General features: G+C 18.5%; 18 protein-coding genes. 9 read left to right on the top strand and 9 right to left on the bottom strand.

What is annotated here, in order from left to right; genetic code table 11:
- Window positions 1-303: 303 nt before the first annotated feature.
- The 4 genes from plsX to DH96_RS01825 all read left to right on the top strand — a co-directional run bounded on the left by plsX (window position 304) and on the right by DH96_RS01825 (window position 3,242).
- The gene (gene plsX / locus DH96_RS01810; protein ID WP_066540201.1) at window positions 304-1,335 is read left to right on the top strand and encodes a phosphate acyltransferase PlsX; all 1,032 of its coding nucleotides are present in this window, start codon (window positions 304-306) and stop codon (window positions 1,333-1,335) included.
- Window positions 1,328-2,011: a ribonuclease III gene (rnc, locus tag DH96_RS01815; protein WP_066540200.1), complete on the top strand. Its 684-nt coding sequence runs from the start codon at window positions 1,328-1,330 to the stop codon at window positions 2,009-2,011. Before plsX ends, rnc begins: the two co-directional genes overlap by 8 nt.
- A 1-nt stretch (window position 2,012) precedes the next feature.
- Entirely contained in the window at window positions 2,013-2,630 is a 618-nt protein-coding gene (locus DH96_RS01820; RefSeq protein WP_111961369.1) for a DnaD domain protein, read from the top strand.
- 126 nt (window positions 2,631-2,756) lie between these two features.
- Window positions 2,757-3,242: a hypothetical protein gene (locus DH96_RS01825; protein WP_111961370.1), complete on the top strand. Its 486-nt coding sequence runs from the start codon at window positions 2,757-2,759 to the stop codon at window positions 3,240-3,242.
- A gap of 51 nt (window positions 3,243-3,293) precedes the next feature.
- On the opposite strand, the gene DH96_RS01830 is transcribed toward DH96_RS01825, so the two are convergent.
- From DH96_RS01830 to rpsD, 9 genes are all read right to left on the bottom strand, one after another.
- Window positions 3,294-4,949: a CTP synthase gene (locus DH96_RS01830; protein ID WP_066540191.1), complete on the bottom strand. Its 1,656-nt coding sequence runs from the start codon at window positions 4,947-4,949 to the stop codon at window positions 3,294-3,296.
- A 32-nt stretch (window positions 4,950-4,981) separates the two neighbouring features.
- Window positions 4,982-5,854, bottom strand: coding sequence for a phosphatidylserine decarboxylase (locus tag DH96_RS01835; RefSeq protein ID WP_066540189.1), 873 nt, complete (start codon window positions 5,852-5,854; stop codon window positions 4,982-4,984).
- Window positions 5,855-5,879: 25 nt separating this feature from the next.
- Window positions 5,880-6,641 carry a CDP-alcohol phosphatidyltransferase family protein gene (locus tag DH96_RS01840; RefSeq protein WP_245927105.1) on the bottom strand — a complete coding sequence of 254 codons (762 nt, stop codon included), beginning with the start codon at window positions 6,639-6,641 and terminating at the stop codon, window positions 5,880-5,882.
- 61 nt (window positions 6,642-6,702) lie between these two features.
- Window positions 6,703-7,194 carry a DNA-directed RNA polymerase subunit delta gene (gene rpoE, locus DH96_RS01845; protein ID WP_083515901.1) on the bottom strand — a complete coding sequence of 164 codons (492 nt, stop codon included), beginning with the start codon at window positions 7,192-7,194 and terminating at the stop codon, window positions 6,703-6,705.
- 117 nt (window positions 7,195-7,311) lie between these two features.
- Window positions 7,312-7,611 carry a YbaB/EbfC family nucleoid-associated protein gene (locus DH96_RS01850; RefSeq protein ID WP_066540185.1) on the bottom strand — a complete coding sequence of 100 codons (300 nt, stop codon included), beginning with the start codon at window positions 7,609-7,611 and terminating at the stop codon, window positions 7,312-7,314.
- A gap of 19 nt (window positions 7,612-7,630) precedes the next feature.
- Window positions 7,631-9,346: a DNA polymerase III subunit gamma/tau gene (gene dnaX / locus DH96_RS01855; protein ID WP_066540182.1), complete on the bottom strand. Its 1,716-nt coding sequence runs from the start codon at window positions 9,344-9,346 to the stop codon at window positions 7,631-7,633.
- 160 nt (window positions 9,347-9,506) lie between these two features.
- Window positions 9,507-10,277: a diadenylate cyclase gene (locus tag DH96_RS01860; protein ID WP_066540180.1), complete on the bottom strand. Its 771-nt coding sequence runs from the start codon at window positions 10,275-10,277 to the stop codon at window positions 9,507-9,509.
- 550 nt (window positions 10,278-10,827) lie between these two features.
- On the bottom strand, window positions 10,828-13,461 hold the full coding sequence (gene mgtA / locus DH96_RS01865) for a magnesium-translocating P-type ATPase (protein WP_066540178.1): 2,634 nt from the start codon (window positions 13,459-13,461) through the stop codon (window positions 10,828-10,830).
- A gap of 147 nt (window positions 13,462-13,608) precedes the next feature.
- Window positions 13,609-14,223: a 30S ribosomal protein S4 gene (gene rpsD, locus DH96_RS01870; RefSeq protein ID WP_066540176.1), complete on the bottom strand. Its 615-nt coding sequence runs from the start codon at window positions 14,221-14,223 to the stop codon at window positions 13,609-13,611.
- Between the two features lie 1,264 nt (window positions 14,224-15,487).
- Here rpsD and DH96_RS01875 point away from each other — a divergent pair.
- The 5 genes from DH96_RS01875 to DH96_RS01895 all read left to right on the top strand — a co-directional run bounded on the left by DH96_RS01875 (window position 15,488) and on the right by DH96_RS01895 (window position 24,983).
- Window positions 15,488-16,144 (top strand): adenylate kinase family protein, encoded by a 657-nt coding sequence (locus DH96_RS01875; protein ID WP_066540173.1) that lies wholly within the window; start codon window positions 15,488-15,490, stop codon window positions 16,142-16,144.
- A 278-nt stretch (window positions 16,145-16,422) separates the two neighbouring features.
- A complete protein-coding gene (locus DH96_RS01880) occupies window positions 16,423-20,553 on the top strand; it encodes an AAA family ATPase (RefSeq protein WP_181451613.1) in 4,131 nt (1,376 codons plus the stop codon).
- A gap of 220 nt (window positions 20,554-20,773) precedes the next feature.
- Complete coding sequence (locus DH96_RS01885) at window positions 20,774-21,943, top strand: NAD(P)-dependent malic enzyme (protein ID WP_066540687.1); 1,170 nt, start codon at window positions 20,774-20,776, stop codon at window positions 21,941-21,943.
- A 416-nt stretch (window positions 21,944-22,359) separates the two neighbouring features.
- Entirely contained in the window at window positions 22,360-23,079 is a 720-nt protein-coding gene (locus tag DH96_RS01890; RefSeq protein ID WP_066540684.1) for a S24/S26 family peptidase, read from the top strand.
- 734 nt (window positions 23,080-23,813) lie between these two features.
- The gene (locus DH96_RS01895) at window positions 23,814-24,983 is read left to right on the top strand and encodes a coiled-coil domain-containing protein (protein ID WP_145902597.1); all 1,170 of its coding nucleotides are present in this window, start codon (window positions 23,814-23,816) and stop codon (window positions 24,981-24,983) included.
- The last annotated feature ends 80 nt before the right edge of the window (window positions 24,984-25,063 follow it).

Raw genomic sequence — 25,063 nt, forward strand, 5'->3', positions numbered from 1 at the left:
TTATTATTAATAAAAAAATCAAAATTTTAAACAAAAAATTTTTTTTTAAAAAATAAATAAAAAAAATAAAGTTATTGTTAAGAAAACTGAATTTATTAAAAAATAATTAAAAATATTTGATTTAATATTAATAAAATTATTTAAATTAATCCAAAAAAGTTTAAGTTAATAAAATGTAAAAATTTTTTTTTTAAATAAAAAGTAAAAATAAATTTAAAAAATAATTTATTAGAATTGAAAAAAATAAATAAATGCTTTAGTAGAACATTTTTTTTGATAAAGACAGAAAGGATCCGAATATTTATGATTAAATTAGCTATAGACGCAATGGGAGGAGATTTAGCTCCAGAAGTAGTGGTTAAAGGAGTATGTAAAGCTTTAAAGGAAGAAAAATTAATTAATATTTTTCTTTATGGTGATCAAAAAAAAATAAACTATATTTTGAATCATATGCATCCAGAAGAACTACCTAAGGAAATTACAAAAAAATTATTTATTATTCATACAGATTATTCTTTAAAAATGGATATTAAAAATATTAGAGAAGAATTAAGAGATAATCCTCATCATTCTATGTTTTTAGCTTTACAAGCAGCTAAAAAAAATAAAGTAGAAGGAGTTATTTCAGCTGGACCTACACAAGCTTTAGTTTTATCTAGTTATTTAATTATAGGCACTATAAATTATTTGAATAGAATTGCTTTAGCTCCTATTTTTTGTTCTTTAAAAAATAATAAAAAAAAAATTATATTAGATGCAGGCGCTAATATCGATATACAACCGAAAAAAATGGTAGATTTTGCTATTTGTGCTTCTGTTTTGGCTAAAGAGTTATTCAAAATATCAAAACCTATGGTTAAACTTTTAAATATAGGTAAAGAGTCTATGAAGGGAAGAAATTTTGAAAAAGAAACTTTTAATTTGTTAAATAAAGAAAAAAGTATTTTTTTTGGAGGCAATGAAGAACCGAATAATGTTTTAAATTCTGAAGCAGATATTTTATTAAGTGATGGTTTTACAACAAATATTCTTTTAAAGAGTTATGAAGGCGCAATAGAAACATTAACTCATTCTTTTAAAGAAATTTTGAGTGAGAATTTTTTTAAAAGAATAATAAGTGGTTTTTTATTTAAAAAAAAAATTAAAGAATTTAAGAAAAAAATAGATAATAAAGAGTTAGGAGGAGCAATACTTTTAGGATTAAAAAAAACAGTTATTAAAGTGCATGGTAATACTGATGCTTATTCTTTTTATAAATCTATTCTTCAAGCAAAAAGTTTAATAGAAAAAAATATTTTCATAAAAATCAATGAAAGACTAAATAATAATGAATAAATGTATTGACAATTTATTTAAAAGATTAAATATTAAACCTAAAAATGTTGATTTATATATTAGCGCTTTAACACATAGTTCTTATGCTAATGAAAAAAATTTTAAATATGAAGATAATGAAAGATTAGAATTTTTAGGAGATGCAATTATTAATTTTTTAATGGCTAATTTTTTATATAGAAAAAATAAAGACAATGAAGGTATTATGACTAAAAAAAGAGCTCAAGCGGTTTGTGTAGAATCTTTATTAATTTATGCTAAAGAAATTAAACTAAAAGAATATATTTTTCTAGGAAAAGGGGAACAAAAAAGATATATTTATAATTACTCTATTATAGCAGATGCTTTTGAAGCTCTTTTTGGAGCTATTTATTTAGATTTAGGTTATAAAGAAGTTAAAAAAACATTTTATTATATAGTTTTGCCTTGTTTAAAAAAGACTATTAATATAATAGATTTTAAAACACAATTACAAGAATTAGTGCAAACAGAAAAAAAAAATATTTATTATAAAATAATATCAGAAAAAGGATTAGCGCATGAAAAAAAATTTATTGCGGAAGTTTATTTGGAAAGTAATTGTTTAGGGAGAGGTTCGGGAAAAACAAAAAAAGCAGCTGAACAAAAAGCAGCAGAAAAAGCTTTTAAAAAAATTTCTCCTGAAATAAAGAAATAATATGTTGAAAATACTATATGAAGAAGGTTATTTAAATATTGAAAAAATTCTTATGAAAGAATATTTAAATTTAAATTTAGAAATAAAAGAACTATTTATTTTGTTATTATTATTTGTTCATTATTATCAAAAAAAATTTTCTTCTTTGGAATTTTCTGAAAAAATTAAACTTTCGAAAAATAAAATTGAAATAATTTTAGAAAAATTAATGAAAAAAGATTTTTTTACTATATTACAAAAAAAAAAAAATGATAAAATCATTGAAATATTAAATTTAGATAATACTTTTTTTAAATTAGAAAAATTTTTTTCACAGAAAAAAAATATTTTCCAAGAAGAAAAAAAAAAAAAAAAAATTCAAGAAACTATAGAAAATTTAGAAAAGTTAAAAGGAAAAATTTTATCAGGGTTTGAATTAGAAATAGTAAAAAGTTGGTATTTTAAAAAAAAATATTCTCATAAAAATATTCAATTATCAATCAAAAAAGCTTTTTTATACCAAAAAAGTAATCTTAATTATATAGAAAAAATTTTAAATGATAATCAAAAAAATTCATTAAAAAAATATGATTTTCAAACTGATGAAATACTACATAAGATTTTTAAAAAAATTAAATAAAATTTGTTTAATGTTTTTAGTTGAATTATTAAATTATGTTATAATGACAGTATTGGATCTTTTTAAAAAAAAGATTTAATAATAAAATACATAAAAGATATTTATAGGAGGATAAAATATATATTTATGCAAAATGAAAATTTTTGGACAACCAAAAAAGGAAAAATAACAATAATTTCAACAGTTTCGGTTGTAGTTTTAGCAATTATCGGAATTTTGCTTTGGAAAAAAGGTATTTTCGGTTCTAAAAAAGGTATTTTAAAATCTGATGATGTATCCAAAATAGAAAATAGTTTGAAATTTCAAACATATGTTGCTGCTGATTTTTCTAATACGTCTGTGTCTAATCAAAAAGTAAGTGCTTTAAAACAAGGTATCAGTGATTCAATAGAAAAAATTAAGAAACATAATGAAGTAGCATCAAAAAAATCTAAAGTAAAAGATGAAACGGTAAGTAAATTTGAAGATCTTAATACTAAAATGCAAGAACTTTCTTCTACTATAGCAGCTACTTCTTTTGTAGCAACTGATGTTTTAACTAAATATAATGCTCTTATTGAAGCAATTCCAAAAGCTTTAACTGCTTTAAAATCTGATTTAAATATTAAATAATTTTTTTATAAGAAAATTGTTTATTAAAAAATAAAAAAGTATGCTTTTTGTTTAAAAGCATACTTTTTTATTTTTTAATAAACTTTTTTGTAAAGATGCAAGTATAAAACCTTTAAAAAGAGGATGAGGATTAAAAGGTCTAGATAAAAATTCTGGGTGAAATTGGACACCTACAAACCAATTATGATTTTTAAGTTCTATAATTTCTACTAAATCTTTATCTGATTTTAAACCTCCTGAAGCAGAAATCAAAAAATTTTTATCATTTTTAAAAAGAGGAAGGTATTTTTCATTAAAAATATAACGATGGCGATGTCTTTCGTAAATAATGTCTTTTTTAAAACATTGAAAACTTTTGGTATTTTTTCTTAATAAACAAGGCAATAGACCTAATCTTAATGTACCTCCTAATATTTTATTTTCTTCATCTTTTTTCCAAATAACTGGAATATTAGTATGAGGATCAATTTCCGTAGAATTAGCTTGTTTTAACTTCAAAACATTACGAGCAAATTCAATAATTGCTGTTTGCATTCCTAAACAAATACCAAAAAAAGGAATATTATTTTCTCGAACATATTGAATAGATATTATTTTTCCTAAAATACCTTTATTACCAAAACCACCAGCTACTAAAACACCATCACAATCAATTAGTTCTGTTTTAACATTTGAATCATTAATTTTTTCCGAATCAATCCATTTAATTTCAATTTGAGTATCATAATAATGTGCAGCATGTCTAAGAGCTTCCGTAGTAGATAAATAAGCATCATGAAAAGAAACATATTTTCCTACTAAAGCGATTTTAATTTTATTTTTTAAAGAATTAATTTTATCAATTAATTCTTGCCATTTTAATATATCTTTTTTTTTTAAATTTTTTTGGATATTAAAATGTTTTAAAATAAGATCATCAATCTTTTGTTTATGTAAATTAACAATAATTTCATATAAAATATTAACATTAGTATTTTCGAAAATTGCTTCTTCTTTAACATCACATAAAATAGAAATTTTTTGTTTAATTTGTTGAGAAATTTTTTTTTCACTTCTCAAAATCAAAATTTGAGGTTGAATACCTAAAGATCTTAATTCTTTAATACTATGTTGTGTGGGTTTAGTTTTTATTTCATCTGAATTTGTTAAAAAAGGAACCAAAGTGTTATGAATAAAAATAGTATTATTAAAACCCAAATCATGACGTATTTGTCTTATAGATTCTAAAAAAGGTAAAGATTCAATATCACCTACAGTACCACCAATTTCAACAATAATAATATCATATTTCTCTAACAGAGATGTTTGTAAAATTTTATTTTTAATTTCATTTGTAATATGCGGAATAACTTGAACTGTTTTTCCTAAATATTTTCCTCCTCTTTCTTTATTTATGACAGATTGATAAATTTGTCCTGCGGTTATATTAGAAAATCTAGTTAAATTTTCATCTAAAAATCTTTCATAATGACCTAAATCTAAATCAGTTTCTGCACCATCATTAGTGACGAATACTTCTCCATGTTGGAAAGGACTCATAGTTCCGGAATCAACATTTATATAAGGATCTAATTTCTGCATAAAAATTTTAAAACCACGTTTTTTTAAAATTTGTCCTAAAGCAGCAGAAATAATACCCTTTCCTAAACCTGAAACTACTCCTCCTGTAATAAAAATAAATTTAGTTTCTTTTTTTTGTTTATGCATTTTTTTTTACCTTTCGACAAAAATGAAAAAAATTAATAAATATGGTTTTTAGTACCTATTTTTTGTCCTATTTTAATTTCAGTTTCTATGTTATTAGAAGTATTTTTTAAAATTTGTTCATTAAAAGAAACTATATTTTTTTTGACTAATAAAATAATAGTAGAACCTCCAAAAGAAAAAAAACCTTTTTCTTGCCCTTTTGAAAATTTTTTTATTGGATAATTATGAATTTTTCCTACTAATAAAGCGCCTACCTCTACTTGAACAATTTGGCCAAAATTTTCAGTTTTTAAAATACTATATTCACGATTATTTTCTTTAAAAACATTAAAATATTTAAATGCTATAGGTTTGATAGTATGTAATTTTCCTTTTATTTTATTAATTTTTTCTTTTCTAAAACCATGATCTATAAAAATATAACGATGATAATCAGAAGGTCTTAATCTAAAAATAATAATATTTCCATTTGTATAATATTCCGATAATAGATCATTATTTAAAAGATCACTAATATGATATTTAGTATTTTTAATAGTATAGATACTATCACGATGAATAGGGTAAATAGATATTAAACCTTCACAAGGACTTATAAAAATAGATTTTTTTTGAGAAAAAAATATTTTTTTATATTCACGAATAAAAAAATCATTGAAAGAGTTGAATTTTTTTCTTTTAAATAATTCTAAATTAATATTGTTATTATAAACTATTTTTTTAATATGTATTTTGGAAAAAAAAGATTTTAAATAAAAACTAATTATATTAGAAAATAATTTGGTAATTGTAATTCTTAAAAGAATTCTTTTCCAAAGTTTTCGATTTATATTAGAATATAAAAAAATATTTTTTTCTTTTTTTTTACTTATAAAAAAACTTTTTTCATTTTTTTTTCTAGACATTTTGACTTAAACCTTTATTCTTTATTTATTCTATATCATTATAAAATAAGTAGATTAAGAACATTAATAAAATTAAAAATAATGATAAAAGCATAATTAAAAAAATATTTTTTTGCTTTTTAATTTTAATTTTATCAAAAATAAATAAAAAAGATAATAAAATTATAGCCAAAAGATAAAAAATAGGAAAAATTTTTAAATAATATTGAAAAAAAACAAAATAGTATTTTGTATTACAAAATTTTTGTGATATATTTCGCAATAAAACTAAAAAAGGAAAAATAAAAGAAGCAAAAGTCACTGGTACTCCTGTATAATAAATTTCAGAATTAAATTCTTCTTCTTTATCATGCATAATATTAAAATAAGCTAATCTTATAAGTGCAGTTAAAACATATAAACTACCACAAAAAAGAAAGAATATTTTAAAATATTCTAAAGAATTATAAAACAAGAAAATTTTACTATTTTGGCTAATATATTCTTTTTTTAAAAAAGACCAACCAATTAATACAGGTAAAATACCAAAACTTACGATATCAGCTAAAGAATCTATTTGAATTCCATATTTTTTTTCATTTATAGATCTTTTTTTTTTACAACGACTAATAAAACCATCAAACATGTCTAAAATACCTGATATTAATAAAAATATAGAAGCATAAACAAAATTATTGTTACTAATCGCTAAACTTATTCCTAAAAAACCACTTAATAAATTTAAATAAGTTAATAAAACAGTATAATTATATAAACCTAAAAACATTTTAAAACCTCTATTTTTCATAATCATTTAATCATTTAAATAAAACTTTTATTGATTTTTTTATAAAAACATCATATATTGTTTAAATATCATCTATATCATCGTTTTTTTCTTTTTCATCATTTTCTAAAATATTTTTATCATCAATATCAAGATAAAAATTTTCTTCTGATATTGAAGCATCAATTTCTGTTTCTTCTGAATCATTTTCTTCTGATTCGTTTTTATTTAATATAAAATCATCAAAATTAAAAATTTTTTTTTCTATTTCTTCTTTTTTAATATTATCATTATTTTCATCAGGAATATTATGAAAATGTTCTTGATCCCATAAATTTAAAAAATCTTCTTTAGTACTCCAAAGATTATTTCCGTGAAATACGAAATTACCACTTAATACTATATCTAAATATAATTGAGAAAATTTTTCTTTTTTTTGAGTATTTATTTTTTTTATTTTAAAAACTTTTTCTATTAATTTATAAATAGAAATAGGTTTTTTATTTTTTTGTAAAATTTCACTAGCAATATCTAACATAGATTTTTCTAAATTGTATTTTTCATTTTTTTTCAATATATATTACCTCTTTTTTATTATATTTAAATATTTAAAGCTATTTATTATTAAATTTTTATTATATAGAATAAAAAAATATTAACTATAAAAAAATATAGAATTATAAAAATATGTCTAAAACTCATACTCCTGTGATGCTTTTATCAATAATTCTTGAGAAGCTTTTTCTACTTGTTCTAATGCATCATTAAAAGATAATAAGATACTTTCTTGAATTAAATCTAAATTTTTTAAAGAATTTAGATTTTTGATTCTTACATCTACTATTTGTTTAGTGCCTTGCATTACTATCAGAATATCTCCTACTTGTGAAGTAAATTCTCTTAATTCTAGTTTTCTTTGTGCTTTTTCTATTTTTTCTTGAATATTTTTTATTTTTAAAAACATATCCATATCTTTGTTAGATGATTTCATTTTTATAACTCCTTATATTTCAATTTATAATTTCTACTTTATCAAAACCAAAAAAATCTCTAGCTAATTTTACTATTATTGATTGATTTAATTCTATATTTAAAACAGAGTTTTGTTCATAAAAAGTAGTATTAAAATTAGAAAAATCTAATTCTTGTATATTGTTAGTTTTTTTAAACTTATTATAAATAGGATACAAAATTTCTTCCCAATCTTTTTTTAAAACAATAAAATAATCTTTAATTAATTCTTTTTTAGAATTTAATATTAATTTTATTTTATTTCTCATGTGACTTGTTAATAATTGTTTATAATTATCCGCATTATCACAAGATAATAAAAACTCTTTATTATAACTTATCATTAATAAATTAGTTTTATATAAAAAATTAGCTGCAATAGCTAAATTTTTATTAGGAAATTTTTTTAATTTAGTCCATCCTTTTAGTATCATTTCTTTAGATTTTTCATCATTATAAATAAAAATTTTTTTCAAACATTTAATAAAATTATCTTCTTTTTTTTCAAAATCATTTGTTTTTTTTATAGCTGAAGAAGAATCAAATTTAGTTTTTTTTTCTTGTTTATTGTTTAAATTAACTATATTTTCATTAATAATAGTTATTTCATTCTTTGGTTTATTAGTTATTTTTTTTTTTGTAAAAAAATTATTTTCTTTAAATAATTGGTGTAATTTTAAAAAATTAATTATAATTAAATTTTTTTTTTGTTTGGAATTAATTAAATTTTTTTTTAGTTGAAATAAAATATCAAAAAATTTTTCTTTTTGTGAAATAGATAAATAATAAAGTAAATTTTTTGGATTATTATTGTTTTTAAAATGATCAATCATTTTTTTTTGAAAAAAATCAATTAAATCATTGATAAAAATATCGAAATTAATATTATTAAAACACAAAATTTCTTCTAAAAAAATAATAATATCATTCGCTTCTTTTTCTAAGAAATATTGAGATAATATTTCAATTTTATCATTTGATACAACTCCTAAAATTTCTTCAATATCTTTTCTTTTAATCTTAATATTATTTTTAAAAGAATTGGTTTGATCTAATAAGTTCAAAGCATCTCTTAAACTACCATGAGCATAAAAAGCAATCATATTGACAGCATCTTTATCTATCAAAATTTTTTCTTTATCAACAATATCTCTTATTTTAGTTTGAATATGTTCAATAGAGATATTTTTTAAATGAAAATGTTGAGTTCTAGAAATAATAGTTTTAGGAATTTTTCTTAATTCACTAGTAATTAAAATAAAAATAATATTACTTGGAGGATCTTCTAATAATTTCAATAAAGCATTAAAAGCATTATTAGATAAAACATGTACTTCATCAATTATATATACTTTATATTTTAATAGGTTTGGTTTATAACATGCTTTATTATGTAATTCTCTAATTTCATCTACGCCATTATAAGAAGCTCCATCAATTTCAATAATATCTAAACTATTTTTTTGATTAATAGAAACACAAGCAACACAATTATTACAACAATCTTCATTTTTAGGAGTCAAACAATTTATATTTTTAACAAAAATATTTGCTAAAGTAGTTTTTCCGATACCTTTATTTCCGCTTAATAAATAACAATGATGAATTTTTTTATATTTAATAGCGTTTTTAAGAGTTTGAATAACTACATATTGTCCCATCATATCATAAAAATTCTGAGGTCTATATTTTCGATATAAAGCTATATAAGACATTTTCTTAAACCTTTTCTTTTTATCATAAATATTTTTTTGAAATAAAAATTTAAATAATTATAATTATTATTTTTCAATATTTTAAAAAAATAATTAAAATTTAATTTTTAAATATATTTTTAACTAATTAAAGAAATAAAAAATTCTTTTTTAAAAAAAATTAAATCATAAAAATAGATAAATATTCTTGAATTTGATTTTTATCATTCATTTTTAACATAATCCCTTCAGAAGCGATAGAAATTTGTCCAGTTTCTTCTGAAACAATGATACTCATACTATCGCTATTTTCACTAATACCTAATGCAGCTCTATGTCGAGAACCTGTTGTTTTTTCAAAATTTTGTTTTTCAGAAAGTATAAAATAAGATCCAGCGGATAATATTTTATCACCTCTAATAATAACAGCACCATCATGTAAAGGTGAATTGGGTAAAAAAATATTAATTAATAATTCTTTTGAAACGACTCCATCAATTAAAATTGCTTTTTGTGCGTATTGTTCTAAAGAATTATATTTTTCAATAGTAATTAAAGCTCCAATTTTCATTTTAGCTAGTTCTGTAACAGCTTCTATAATATTTTTTTGAGTATCTTTATTACCCATAATAAAACTTTTGCTTTTATTCCAAAATTTAGAAAAATTTTGTAAATGAAATCTTAAATAAGGAGCTTTAACGATAATAGGAACAAGGAAAATAAAAGTTAATAAAGAAGTATAAAAATGAACACCAAAACTATTTTCAATATCTAAATTAAATATTTTAAAAATTTTATTTTTTAAAAAATAAACAAATAAACATCCTAATAAAAGAGAATAAATAATTTTAATAAATTCATAATTACTAAAAAAAATACATAAAGAAATATAGAATATTATAATAAAAATGACAATATATAGTAATATTTTTAGAAAAATAATAATATTCATAAATTAATTTCGACCTTTTTTTTATTTTTTTAAAAAAAGAAATGAAAAAATTTTGTTATTTTATAACTCTTAGAAATAGGTAAAGTATAAACGAGAAATATAAAATACTATAATAAAAATGACAATATATAGTAATAGTTTTAGTAATAGTTTTAGAAAGATATTCATAAATTCATTAAACCTTAACCTTTTTTTATTTTTTTAAAAAAAGAAATAAAAAAATTTTGTTATTTTATAACTTTTGGATATATTTAAAGTATAAAAGATAAATATAAAATACTATAATAAAAATGACAATATATAGTAATAGTTTTAGAAAGATATTCATAAATTCATTAAACCTTAACTTTTTTATTTTTTTAAAAAAAGAAATGAAAAAATTTTGTTATTTTATAACTCTTAGATATAGGTAAAGTATAAAAGAGAAATATAAAATACTATAATAAAAATGACAATATATAGTAATAGTTTTAGAAAGATATTCATAAATTCATTAAACCTTAACTTTTTTTTATTTTTTTAAAAAAAGAAATAAAAAAATTTTGTTATTTTACAATAATTCTTGGTATTTTTTAATAAAAATACTTTTAACCTTTGATATGGCTAAAATATAAAAAATAATAGACAAAATTAATAAATAAATATATTTTTTATTATAAAAAGGATTTATAAAGTTAAGATATTTTAAAATAGAGGAGCTAGAAAAAATTAAAAAGGTAGAAAAAATAGATATTAAAATAGATAATAACAATAAAAATGAAATTTTACTATTTTTAAATACTTTTTCAGTTCTTAAACAAAATATATTTACAATTTGAGTCCAAAAAGAAAAAATAAACCAACTAGATTGAAAAAAACGACTATCGTGTGAGATAAATTTATATAAAATAATCCAAAAAAATAGATCAAATAATAAAGCTGTAAAACCAAATAAAAACATAAAATTAATTACATTTTTAAAATGCCATTTACGAGGTTTTTTAAAATAAGCTGAATCTACATGATCAAATGGTAAAAAAACACAAATTAGATCATATATAAGATTTAAAAATAAAATTTGCATATGTAAAAAAGGAACAAAAGGTAAATATAAAGAAGCTAATATTATACTAATAATATTACTAAAGTTAGAAGATAAAGTCAATTTAATATATTTCATAATATTAGTATAAATTCTTCTTCCTTCTAAAATACTGTCTATTATAACTTTTAAGTCTTTGTCTAAAATTATAATATCTGATGCTTCTTTGGCTATATCAACGCCTGTTTCTACTGAAATGGCTAAATTAGCGTATTTCATAGCAGAAGCATCGTTAATACCATCACCCATAAAACCTATGATGTTTTTTTTTTTTTTAAAAATAGATACAATTCTAGCTTTATTTTCTGGAGTTAATTTAGCAAAAATATTTATTTTTAAAGACTTTTGATATAAATATTCATCATTCATTTTATCTATATCTTTTCCTAAAAGAACATCATTATGATTTTCAATATTAATTTGAGAAGCGATATTTTTGGTTAAAATTTCATTATCACCTGTTAAAATTTTAACTTGGATATTTAATTTTTTTAATGAATTAATAACTTCGATAGCACTTTTTTTCGGAATATCAAAAAAGGTTAAGAATCCGATCATAATCATATCTGATTCTAATTTTTTATCAATATTAGGATCATATTTTTTATGAATATCTTTATATGCAACTCCTATAACACGCATTCCTTTTTTGTTATAATAACTAATTTTATCCAAAACTTTTTTTTTATTAATTTTAATTAATTTTTTAGAATTAGTTTCAGGTTCTATAATTTCAGCATAATTACAAATATCTAAAATTTCCTCAACTGCTCCTTTACTGATTACTTTTGTAATATTTGTATTTTCATGTTCACTGATAATAACACTAACAATTCTTCTTTTAAAATCAAAAGGAATTTCATCTATTTTTTTTTTTTTAAAATATTCCCAACTTAAAAAATATTTTTTTTTCTTCATTTCTTCGATTATAGAAATATCAATAGAACTTTTAAATCCTGTCTGAAAATAACTATTTAAAAAAGAATATTTTAAAACTTTTTTACTAATACAATTATTTAAATTCAAATAATTATTAATTTTAATTTTATTTTCAGTTAAAGTGCCTGTTTTATCTGTAAATAATAAATTCATAGTACCTAAATCTTGTATAGAATATAAACTTTTAATAATAATATTTTTTTTTGATAAATTAATAACACCATGAAAAAAAGATAATGTAGTAATTAATGGCAACATTTCAGGAGTCATTCCTAAAATAATAGTTAATGATAATAAAAAAATATTTAAAAAATCAAAATCAGATGGGTTTTTAAACCAATTAATAATAAAAATTAAAGGAAATATAAATAAAGTAGAAATTATTAATAATTTGGATATAGAATTAATATCTTTTTGATAATTGAAATTACGATTTTTATTAGCTAATTCATTTATTTTTCCTAAATAAGTTTTATTTCCTATCGAAATAACAATACCTTTAGCATAACCAGATATTACATTAGTCCCCATAAATGCTATTCTTCTATCTTCTAAAATGTTAATATAATTTTGTTTACAAAAAGAATATTTTTCTATTGGTTCATTTTCTCCAGTTAAACTAGTTTCTTTAACAAAAAAATCTTTAGTTTCGCATAATTTTATATCAGCTGGTATAATATCTCCGGCTGATAAAAAAATAATATCTCCTACAATAATTTCCTCAGAATTAACTTTATAAGTAAGACCATTTCTTTTAACAGAAACATTTGTTTGAATAATTTTTTTAAATTTTTCAGAAATTTTTGACAATTTAAATTCTTGTATAAAATAAATTATGTTAGAAATGAATAAGATAGCGATAATTATCAAAATAGTTGAATAATTTTTTTCTTTTTCTAAATAAACTTCTTTAAAAAATGTAACAAAAATTAAAATAAATAATAAAATATTAAAAGGATTTAATAAAATTCTTATACTTTTTTGGAAAAAATTTTTTTTTTTTTGGTTTAGAATATTAAAACCATAAATTAATTTTTTTTCTTTAATTTTTTCCAAAGTTAATCCTGTTTTTAAACTAGTTTGAAAATATTTTTCTGTTTCTTCTATATTTTGAAGGCTAATTTTTTTATAAAAAGAAAAATAATCTTTATTTTTTTTATTCATTTTGTTCACATTTTTTTAAATTATTTTTTTAAAAAAATAATTTAAATTTTATTTATTTTAAATAATATTAAATTTAAATTATAAATATTAAATCAAATTTTTCAATAAATGAATAAATAAATAAAATATAATATTTAATTTAATTATTTATCTATTGTAAAATTCAACAATAAGTTGTTCATTAATATTTGTTAAAAATTCATTTCTTTCAGGATATCTAATGTATTTCCCTATAATTTTTTTACTATCTAAAATAATATATTCTTTTTTAGAATTTTGAATTTTATTACTATTTTTTATTGAATTTTGAATAATTTCGAGATTTTTAGATTTTTCCTTAATAGAAATTTGTTGTCCTGGTTTTAAAATATAAGAACAAATATCGACTTTTTTAAAATCTACTAAAACATGACCATGAGATATTAATTGTTTAGCTTGAGCTCTTGTTTTAGCTATATTTAAACGATAGATAATGTTATCTAAACGAGATTCTAATAAAATTAGAAAGTTTTCTCCATGTATACCTTTCATTTTGCTAGCTTTATGAAAAACCTTTTTAAATTGTTTTTCTGATATACCATAAGTTAAACGTACTTTTTGTTTTTCTTGTAATTGAACACTATAATCACTTAATTTGCTTTTTCTTTTTTTTTGTTTTTCCAAAATAGCATTATTTTTTTTATTTAATTCTTTTCCTGTTTCTGATAAAGAAAAATTAAGACGACGAGAAACTTTCCATAAAGGATTTTTATAATGTGACATTTTTTTAAAATTTAATCTCCTTACTTAATATAATTATTTTTTTGAAAAAAGAATCTTAATTTTTTATTTTTATTTATTTTAATATATTAAATATAAAACATATCAAAATAAATAAAAAAAACAGATTCTATAAAATAAAAATAAAATAAAACCAAAAATATAATAAAGAATATTATAAAAGATATTGCTAAAATATACGACTATTGATTTATATAAATATATAAATCAATAAAAAATAACTTATTTTTTTAACACACTTAAATTTTAATCAAATTCCGTTCATTATTTAATTTATTTGTTTATTTTTAAAACTTTTTGATCTAATATATTTCCTTCTTCTCCACTATTTTAATTTAAAAATCATAATTAGTCAAGATGATTAATTTTATTTCATTATTTATATAAAAAATTTAAACAATTTATAAAATTAAAAAAAAATAATATTAAAAAATAAATAATTATTTTCAAGATAATTTATTAAAATTTAAAAAAATATAACTTTTTAAGATATTATTTTATTTTATTTTTTATTGCATTTTCCATCTTTTTATGATATAAATACTAAGTAATTATTAAAAAATTATTCCATTTTATAAAAAATATATAAAAAATTAAATATTATTTTATTTTTTATAATCTACTGTTATAAAATGATTATAAATAAGATATAAAAATATTTTTAATTAAAATTTTTATTATAAGTAAAATATTCAGAAATAATTTTAATTTAATATTAATTAAATTAAAGAATATAATTTATAATATTGTTTGAAAACTTTTTAAAAACTATATTTTAATAAGAAAATTTTTTTATTTTTTATTTATAAAATTAAAATATAAAACTAATTTATAATAAACAATAACTATTTTAAATTATTTTAAAATGTAATTATAATGAATTTTTAGTAGTTTAATTCAGTATATGTTTTTTTTATGTACTTTACTTTTTTATTTCATTTATTTTAGTAATTGCACTACTTTTAATTATTTTGTAAATATATAAATTTTATTTTAATATTTTTCATTTTAATAAAAAAATATTTATTAAAGATAGATAATCATAACTTTAATTATGTATTTATCTATGTTAAATAATGAATAATAATATAGTTAATATTTTTTAATTATTTTTTTAAAAAGATAAAAAAATAATTATATTAATAAAATTATCATATATGTAGAAAATCATAAAATTTTAATTTAATTTTATTTTTTTAAAAAAATATTTCTAATTTTTTAACAAGAAAGGTTAAAAAAACTCAAAATGAAAATAATATTATTAGGACCTCCGGCAACTGGAAAAGGGACTCAATCTACTATTTTATCTAAATATTTCAAAATACCACATATTTGCGTTGGAGAAATTTTTAGAAAAAACATTCAAAAAAAAACAGAATTGGGAAAAATAATTCATTCTTATATACAAAAAGGTTTGTTAGTACCAGATGAAATAACTAATAAAATAATAAGTGAATATTTAGAAAAAAAAGAAATAAAAAAAGGATTTATTTTAGATGGTTTTCCTAGGAATTTAAAACAAGCATATTTTTTAACTAAAGAGTTAGAAAAAAAAAAGATTGATTTAACTAAAGTAATTTATTTAAATTCTAACGAAGAATTTTTAAAAAAAAGAATAATAGGAAGAATTATTTGTCCTAAATGTGGCGAAATTTACCATAAAGAAACTAAAATTCCTAAAATCAAAAATTTTTGTGATAACGATAAAAATTTATTAATTCAAAGAAAAGATGATAATATTGAAACTTTTTCTAAACGTTTAAATATATATAAAATAGAAACTTTTCCTATAATTAAATATTATAAAAAAATGAATAAAGTATTAGAAATTTCAACAAATGATGATGAAAGATCTATAATCAAAACAACAGAAATAATTTTAGAAAAATTATTAAATAAATAAAAATAAAATATATTCAAAAAATAAGTATTCAAGATATAATAATAGTATCATATAAAGTTTAATTTCTTGATTTTTATAATATAAATATAGTTTATTTTTTTGAAACTTTTTTATTATTTAATTGTTGAAATTAAACAATAATTTTTTTTAGAAAGATTTAAAATAAATTTAAAAAAATGAAAAAAAAAAATAAATTTAAAAATATAAAAAAAACAATATTGTTTTTTATATATTTTTTCATTAGATTAATTTTTTTTTATACAAAAATTTTATTATTGATGATTTTAATAATTTCAATAATCAGTTATACAATTAAAAAAAAAATAATGAATTATGATCGAGTCCAAACCAAAGATAAATATAATAAAATTTTTAATTATAGTAAAAATTATAATTACAAAAATTTAGAAAATTTATTTAATTTTTCAATTTCAGTTCAAAAATTAAAAAATATATTTCCAGAATTAGCGAATGATGAATATTTATTAAAAGAGGTTATTAAACAAATAACAGAATACTTTTTTGAATCAAAATATTTTAACGTAATTCCAGAAAATAAAAATAATTTACAATATAGGATAAAATTATTAGACGAAAATAATATAATGTATGAATTTCCAGATATTATAGAACAAACTATTTTTGTAGAAAATGATAATTACGTTTTTGTTTTTGTAGGTAATAAAATAGATCGACAAAATTATGAAACTTATTTAAAAAATAAAAAAAAAAATTTTCAAGATAATGTAGGTAATTATTGGAAAAACATCTGGCGTCCTCATAATATTTCAACTATTTCTAAATCATATATAAATAATTTAATTTATCATCTAAAAAGAATTTCAGAATTAGAAAAATTGAAAGAACAAAATCAACCAAAAATCAATATTAATAATGTTTTACAAGCACAATTTCTGCAAAACGTTGAAAATGAAATAAGAGACCAAAAAAAAGAAATACAAAAATTAAATCAAAAAAATTTGATTTTAGAAAAAGAAAATAGAAAATATCAAATAAAAGTTGATCAACAAACAACAGAAATTGACTTATTAAATACAAAATTAACGCAACAAGATCAATTAACAAGTGATTTATTAAGTCAGTTAACAGATAAATCTGAAGAATTAGAACATAAACAACACGAATTAGAAAGAAATCGACAATTATCTAAAAAAGAAATAAATCAATTAAGAAGAGAAATAGGCATTTTAACAGAAGATATTGACATACTAAAAATTATTTTTCAACAAGAAACCACCAAATATAATGATTTGAAGGCAGAATTTCAAAGAATTAAAGAGGAATCTATACGATTATTAGCACAAATTAGCAAAGATAAAAAATTACATACTTTTACTCAAAAAAGATTACAAAAACGTTTGCAAGAACAAGAAAGCGAAATTAATCAATTAAACGATAAACTAAATTTAGCTTACGAACAAATGACTTCTTTAAAAGAAGAAAATAGAAGCTATTTAAAAAAAATTACCGAACAAGGCAAACAAATTACTTCATTAAATACAAAATTAACACAACAAGATCAATTAACAAGTGATTTATTAAGTCAGTTAACAGATAAATCTGAAGAATTAGAACATAAACAACACGAATTAGAAAGAAATCAACAATTATCTGAAGAAGAAAAAAATCAATTAAAAAAAGAAATAGATATTTTAACAAAAGGTATTGAGAAATTAACAAGTAGTCTCCAACAAGAAATCACCAAATATAATGATTTGAAGGAAGAGTTCCGAAGGATTAATGAAAAATTTGATTTTCTTGAACGAAAAATTAATAATGATAAGCAATTAGAAATAGAAAAAAAAGAATATTTGAATAATGAAATTGGGAGATATAAACGCGAAATAACAGAGTTAAAAAGTAATAATGAAGAGTTAGAACAAGATAGAAAGATTTTTAGCGAAGCTGTCGTTTCTTTTCGTGAAGCTTTAAACACTTTAAAAGAAGTAAAAATAGAAAGCAAAGCAAGAATAGAAAAAGAAAATAATAATTTAGCAGCTAATAAATATTTTAGAGATTCAAAAGATTTTCCTACTTTTGAAGATGTTATTGGGAAAAAAAAAGAAAAACAACAATTAAAAGATATTTTAGATCGATTAATAAATCATGAATTATACGAACAACATGGAATTAAAAAAAAACCTAAAGGTGTTTTGTTATATGGTCCGCCAGGTACAGGTAAAACTTTTTTAGCAAAAGCTTTTATAAAAGAATCTAATTTACCTTGTTTTATAGTATCATCAGCTGATTTTTCTAAAAAATATGTAGGAGAAGCTCCACAATTAATTCGAAATATTTTTGAAGCAGCAAGAGAAAGATCTCCGAGTATCATTTTAATTGATGAATGTGAAAGTGTTTTCAAAAACAGAAATATGTATGGAATGCATTCAGATCATGGTAATGTTGTTACTGAGTTTCTTTCTCAAATAGAAGGAATTTATACAGATAAAAAGAAACCAGTTTTTGTTATAGCAACTACTAATTTTAAAGATGAAATAGATAATTCTATTTTAAGTAGATTTAATAATCTTATTGAAGTTAATTTTTGGAACGGAGATGATTTAAAAATTTTTTTCAAAGAAATTGCTAAAAATTATAAAATAGATTTAAGAACTGAAAAATATTTTGATGAAATAATTAAAAAAATAATGATAACTTCTGATGAATATGGATTAAGAACTCCAAGAAAGATTATAGAATTATTCGAACAAGCTACTTTAATATCTTTAAATTATGAAAAACATAATCATTTAAGAATTTTACCAATAGATTTACAATTAGCTTTTGATAGGATAACTGAAGCATCTATATTAGTAGATTGGACACAACATGAACATCAAAAACTTCAACAAGAAGAATTATTTTCAATTAAAGAATTTAAAAAAATAATTATTAGACATCTTTTTAAAGATAGTTATGTTCAAAGTAGAGAAGAATCGAATTATTTTAGTTTAATATATGATAAAGCTATTTTATTGGATACAAATAATAAAAAATTATTTTATAATCAAAATAATAATAAAGTAATAAGTACAATCGAAATTAATGAAGATAATCTAAATAAAATTAAATCATTTTATTCTGATGAAAAAGACCCTTTTCCTCAAAAATTATTAGGTTTTTATTTTGAATACGATAATAATTACGAAAATGAGCAATTTTTGTTAAAAATAAACAAAATTACGACATTAGAAGATATTTTTGATCAAATTATAAAATTAAAATTAAAAATAAAAAAAATTTATTTTATCTGGGATATAAATAAAATAGAAGAAAATAAAAAAATATTTTTTCATTTAAAAGAGAAATTGATAAAAAAATACTTTTTTTTAGAAAATGATTTAGATTTTAATCAAAAATTATTAGAAGCTTGTAAGCAAGAAGAAAATAATAAAGAAGAATTAGAAGAAATTATTATTCAATATTTAAATAATATTAAACAAAATATTTCATATGATGTTTATCATCGTTTTGTATTATTAAAAAATAATATTTATAATGAAGAAAATAAAATAGATGATGATGTTTTATTAGAACAAGTAAAAAAATTAACAAATTATTTTTTTCAAAAAAATGAAATTTTGGATTCAATCGAAACAATAAAAAATAAAATTTTAAGAGATATAAAAGAACAACATCAACAAAAAAATAAACTAAAAATTTTACAAATAATTAATAACTTTTTAGAACGAATAAATTTTAATAAACATTTTATATCAGATGAAAATGATGAAGAAATTAAAAAAAAAACAAAGCAAGAAATTTTTGAAAAATTAGAATTTTTTTTAGAAAATAATCAAAATATGAATATTAGAAAAAATGAAATTAAAATAAAAATAAATGAAAAAATAGATCAATTAACAGAAAATATTTTTTTAGATTATTGGGAAAATAGTATCGTAAATAAGCTTGAATTAGATAATTTAAATACATTAGAAAAAGAAAACATTTTTATTAAAATCAAAAAAAAAATAAAGCAAAATTTAATTTATAATGATAATTCTTTAGAAAAAATTTTAGAAAATGCCCAAAATGATATTTCAAATTATATAAATAATTTTAATTCTGCATTAGAAAAAAAAATTAATAATTATTTTTATTTTTATTTTTTAGAAGAAAAAATAGATCCAATATTAATTGATAATAATCAAATAGATTTTTTAAAAAAACAAGTTTTTATTTTCTTAAAAAATGAATTAAAAAATAATAAAATCAAAGAAGAAGAAATTAAAAATCAAACTTATTTATTTTTAAAAAAATATGATTTAAAAAACAAAAATATAAAAAAAGATTTATATTTTTATGTCAAAAAATATCCTTTTTTTATACTGATAATAATATTTTTAATTTTTTCAAATATTAAAAATTTTTTCAATTTTAAAAAATAAAATAATTTTAAATAAATTAAAAATAAAAATTGATATTTTATGTTATTTTTTTATATAATATGTAAGATATGTAATTATTTATAATTTTATTTTAATATCAAAAATTTAATTAATCATAAATAACAAAATCATGAAATAATATCTAACTAAAAAAAATTTAAGCTTTTATTTTAAAATTAATAATATAAACTTTAAATAAAAAAAGATTGGAATCAATATAATGAATATAAAAGAAAAAGCATTACAAATTCATGAAAAAAATAAAGGAAAAATAGAAATAAAATCTAAATTATCTATTAATAATATGGAAGAACTATCTTTAGTTTATACTCCTGGAGTTGCAGAACCTTGTTTAAAAATATCTCAAAATCAAGAAGATGTTTATAAATATACTTCAAAAGGTAATACAATAGCAGTTATAACTAATGGAACAGCTGTTTTAGGTTTAGGAAATATAGGTACTTATGCTTCTCTTCCGGTTATGGAAGGTAAAGCTATATTATTTAAAAAATTTGCTAATATTGATGCTTTTCCGATTTGTATAAATTCTGAAAATCCTAAAGAAATTATTGATATTATTTATAAAATTTCAGATTCTTTTGGTGGTATTAATTTAGAAGATATTAAATCTCCTGAATGCTTCGAAATCGAAGAAGAATTGAATAAAATATTAAATATTCCTTGTTTTCATGATGATCAACATGGAACAGCAATTGTTATTAGTGCTGGATTATTAAATGCTTTAAAAATAGTGAAAAAAGAAGTTGAAAAAGTAAAAATAGTTATTTTAGGCGCAGGTGCTGCAGGTATAGCTACAGCGAAAATATTACTTTCATTGAATTTCAAAAATATAGTTTTAGTAGATAAAAATGGTGCTATTCATAAAAATAGTGAAAATTTAAACAAAATTCAAAAACAAATGTCTCTGATTACTAATTTAAATAATGAAAAGGGTAATTTATCAGAAATTATCAAAGGGAAAGATATTTTTATAGGATTATCAAGACCTAATTTAGTAAATTGTGAAATGATATCAAATATGAATAAAGATGCAATTGTGTTTGCTTTAGCTAATCCTATACCTGAAATAATGCCGGAAGAAGCTAAAAAAGGCAATGCTAGAATTATCGCTACAGGTAGATCTGATTTTCCAAATCAAATAAATAATATTTTAGTTTTCCCAGGTATTTTTAAAGGAGCATTGAAGGCTAGAGCAAATAAAATAACAGAAGAGATGAAATTAGCCGCAGTTAAAGCACTTTCATTAATAATACCTGAAAATGAATTAAATGAAGAAAATATTATTCCTTCTATTTTTAATAAAAATATTTCTAAAAAAATTGCTCAAGCGGTAGCAGAAGTAGTAGAAATTAATAAGATTTCGAGTTAAATTTTTTTATATCAATTTATATAACAAATAAAAAACTAAATTATTAATTGAAATTAATAGTTTAGTTTTTTCTTTTAAAAAAATAAATATTTTTTTCCCATTATTTAGAATAAATAATAAAATTTTTTTTATTTATTTGATTTTTTTAATTAAAAATGGAGTTTTAATACAGTTATTATTTTTTTTATTCTTAAAAAATACATAAATAATATCTTTTATTTTTCATATTATTTACAATATTCTGAAAATATTTTGTAAATATTATTATAAAATTATGTTAAAATAATTTAAATTTATTGAAGTAAAAAATAATATTAAAATAAGGAAGTAAAATTAATTATTGTTTCTATTAAAAAAAAAAATTTAAAAAAATTATAAAAAAAATATTTACTATATTTACATTTTTTATTTCTTCCATGATTGTTTTGTTATTTTTAACAACAAAATGTATTAAATATAATTTTATTTTTAAAAAAATTAAATTACCTTTTTTTTATTTATCTTATAATTGGACTTTTTTAGAAAAAAGTAATAGCATGTTTCCTAAAATAACTGGTAATTCTTTTGTGATTAATAAAAAAATTTCTTTGGAAGAATGTAGACGATTAAAAGCTTCTCCTACTGATGGAGATATAATTATTTTTCATAATATTACCAAAAATTTTTATATCATGCATAGAGTTATTATTAACAATCCTCAAAAAGAATATGTCACTACTAAAGGAGATAACAATAACAATATTTTGCCCGATGAAATCCAAATACCTTATCAAAATATTATTAATAAAAATATTTTTCATCTTAACTATTTTTCTTTATTATTTATTATTTTGTCAGTATACTTTTTTTTAGCTTATTTATTGATAGAAAAAAAAGAAAATATTCGATTAAAAATAAACGAACTAAAAAATAATTCTTTTCCTATTGGTTCTCGAAAAACCATTTTTTTGTTTTTTTTAAATTTTTTTTTCAAAGCTATTTTATATTTTGCTTCATATAATTTTTTATATTTAATGTTATTACACTATTTTTTTACTATATATTACGATTTTTTTTTAATTTGTTTTATTTATTTTTTAATTTTATATATTCCTTTTTGGATAATAAAAATTTTTTCAAACAAATATAATAAATAATATTAAATATTTTTTGCAAAAAAATATTGAACTTTATTATAATTAAGAATAAAAAAAGTTTATAATTTAATATTTTTTTATTTTATATCTAAAATTTTAAATTTAATTTTTTTTAAAAAATAAATTAAGCAGAAATTTATAAAATCAAAAAGTATTCTTTTTTAAATTATTATTTTGCATTATTATTCAGTTTAAAATATAAATAACAGATGTTTTTTATAATAATCAAAAAAATTTCTTATTTTATATTTTTTTATATTATAAAATTATCAATAAAAAAAGATAATTATTTATTATTGTAACTCTTTTTAATTTAAAAAGAATAAAATTATTATATATTTTTTAAAAAATAATTATTTATAAAATTTATAAAATACTTTAAAAATGCCCAGAAAAGATTTAATAAAAGAAAATTAAAAATATTAAAATTATAAATTTATTTGCAAAATGAATTAAAATAGTTTATAATAGATCCCAATATCATAAAATTATAAATTTAAAGTAAGATTTATTATGATATTTTTTATATTTTTAAATTTGTTATTTTATTTTTTAATGATTTTTTAATAATTAAAGTAAAAATTTAAAAAAATGTAATAAATTAGACTTATTGTAAGTATAATGAGTTAGGTAGTTATAAATTAACAATTACTTAAGAATTAAAAATATTTTTTGTTTAAAATAAAATAGAAAAAATTATATTTGTGTAACAAATATTTAGAAAGTGAAAAAAAATGAAAAAAGGTCCATTTATGAATAATCAAAATTTTTTTAAAGATAAAAAAAGAGTTATTATTTTATCTTCTGTTTTAATTTCAATTATATTATTATCGATTTTAGGATATTTTTTTTTCAGAAAACATAAAGAAAAAAAAGATACTATTGATTCTTCTACAAAACAATTAAAAATAAAAAAACAAAATAAAGAAGCTTTTTTAACAGAAATAACTACTTTAGAAGCTGAACTAAAAGAAAAAGAACTTCAATTTAATACTAAAAAAAGTGAAAAAGACAAAGCAGAAATAGATTATAATAATAAAAATGAAGAATTAACAAAAAAAATAAAAAGTAAAAATTCTCTTGAAGAAGAAATAAATTCTTTAACAAATGAATTAAAAGATAAAAAAACTGTTTTAGATAACAAAAAAAGTCAACAAAACACAGCTCAGACTGACTACGATACTAAAAATACGGAATTAAATCAAAAAAAAACAATGAAAACTAATATTACATCAGAAATAACTACTTTAGAACAGAATGTACAAACTAAAAAAAGTACACTAGATGATAAAATAAGTAAAATGGATACTGCCAAAACAGATCTTGAGACAGCAGAAAAATCCTTAGAGGATAAAAAATCAAAACCTAATTCTTCTACAAAAACTGAAGATGTTTTAAAAGATGAATTATCTACAAAACAAAGCGATTTTAATACTAAAAAAAGTGAAAAAGAAAAAGCAGAAACAGATTATAATAATAAAAATGAAGAATTAACAAAAAAAAGAAAAAGTAAAACTGATATTGAAACAACAATATCTACTTTAGAAAAAGAAGTACAAGGTAAATTAACTGTATTAAATAAAATAAAAGCAGAAGTAAAAAAAGATCAAGAAGATTATAATAAATTTGAAGAAGAATTAAATAAAAAAAAAGAAAGTAAAAAGAATAGTAATATTGAACAAGAAATTACTACTTTACAACAAGAATTAGCTCCAAAAGAGAAATTATTGAAAAGCAAAAAACAAGAATTACAAGTAGCTGAAATAACTTTGAATCAAAAAAGTTCATTATTAATAGAAAAAAATAAAAACAAACAATCTCTTGAAACAGAAATATCTCAATTAGAAAAAAAAATAGTTTTTTTACAAAATAACAAAAATCCTTTCAAAAAAATGAAAGAATAAAAAAACTTTTAAAAAATAAATTATAATAAAATTTTTCATAAATTAGAATAAATTAATATAAAATATAAAAATATTATTTA

It is taken from the genome of Candidatus Phytoplasma oryzae (assembly GCF_003263355.1).
Taxonomy (GTDB): domain Bacteria; phylum Bacillota_I; class Bacilli_A; order Acholeplasmatales; family Acholeplasmataceae; genus Phytoplasma; species Phytoplasma oryzae_B.

Bases quoted from the DNA above. Each gene is read 5' to 3' on its own strand.
- plsX (WP_066540201.1), top strand. From the start codon at position 304: ATGATTAAATTAGCTATAGACGCAATGGGAGGAGATTTAGCTCCAGAA.
- rnc (WP_066540200.1), top strand. From the start codon at position 1,328: ATGAATAAATGTATTGACAATTTATTTAAAAGATTAAATATTAAACCT.
- DH96_RS01820 (WP_111961369.1), top strand. From the start codon at position 2,013: ATGTTGAAAATACTATATGAAGAAGGTTATTTAAATATTGAAAAAATT.
- DH96_RS01825 (WP_111961370.1), top strand. From the start codon at position 2,757: ATGCAAAATGAAAATTTTTGGACAACCAAAAAAGGAAAAATAACAATA.
- DH96_RS01830 (WP_066540191.1), bottom strand. From the start codon at position 4,949: ATGCATAAACAAAAAAAAGAAACTAAATTTATTTTTATTACAGGAGGA.
- DH96_RS01835 (WP_066540189.1), bottom strand. From the start codon at position 5,854: ATGTCTAGAAAAAAAAATGAAAAAAGTTTTTTTATAAGTAAAAAAAAA.
- DH96_RS01840 (WP_245927105.1), bottom strand. From the start codon at position 6,641: ATGAAAAATAGAGGTTTTAAAATGTTTTTAGGTTTATATAATTATACT.
- DH96_RS01850 (WP_066540185.1), bottom strand. From the start codon at position 7,611: ATGAAATCATCTAACAAAGATATGGATATGTTTTTAAAAATAAAAAAT.
- dnaX (WP_066540182.1), bottom strand. From the start codon at position 9,346: ATGTCTTATATAGCTTTATATCGAAAATATAGACCTCAGAATTTTTAT.
- DH96_RS01860 (WP_066540180.1), bottom strand. From the start codon at position 10,277: ATGAATATTATTATTTTTCTAAAAATATTACTATATATTGTCATTTTT.
- mgtA (WP_066540178.1), bottom strand. From the start codon at position 13,461: ATGAATAAAAAAAATAAAGATTATTTTTCTTTTTATAAAAAAATTAGC.
- rpsD (WP_066540176.1), bottom strand. From the start codon at position 14,223: ATGTCACATTATAAAAATCCTTTATGGAAAGTTTCTCGTCGTCTTAAT.
- DH96_RS01875 (WP_066540173.1), top strand. From the start codon at position 15,488: ATGAAAATAATATTATTAGGACCTCCGGCAACTGGAAAAGGGACTCAA.
- DH96_RS01880 (WP_181451613.1), top strand. From the start codon at position 16,423: ATGATTTTAATAATTTCAATAATCAGTTATACAATTAAAAAAAAAATA.
- DH96_RS01885 (WP_066540687.1), top strand. From the start codon at position 20,774: ATGAATATAAAAGAAAAAGCATTACAAATTCATGAAAAAAATAAAGGA.
- DH96_RS01890 (WP_066540684.1), top strand. From the start codon at position 22,360: ATGATTGTTTTGTTATTTTTAACAACAAAATGTATTAAATATAATTTT.
- DH96_RS01895 (WP_145902597.1), top strand. From the start codon at position 23,814: ATGAAAAAAGGTCCATTTATGAATAATCAAAATTTTTTTAAAGATAAA.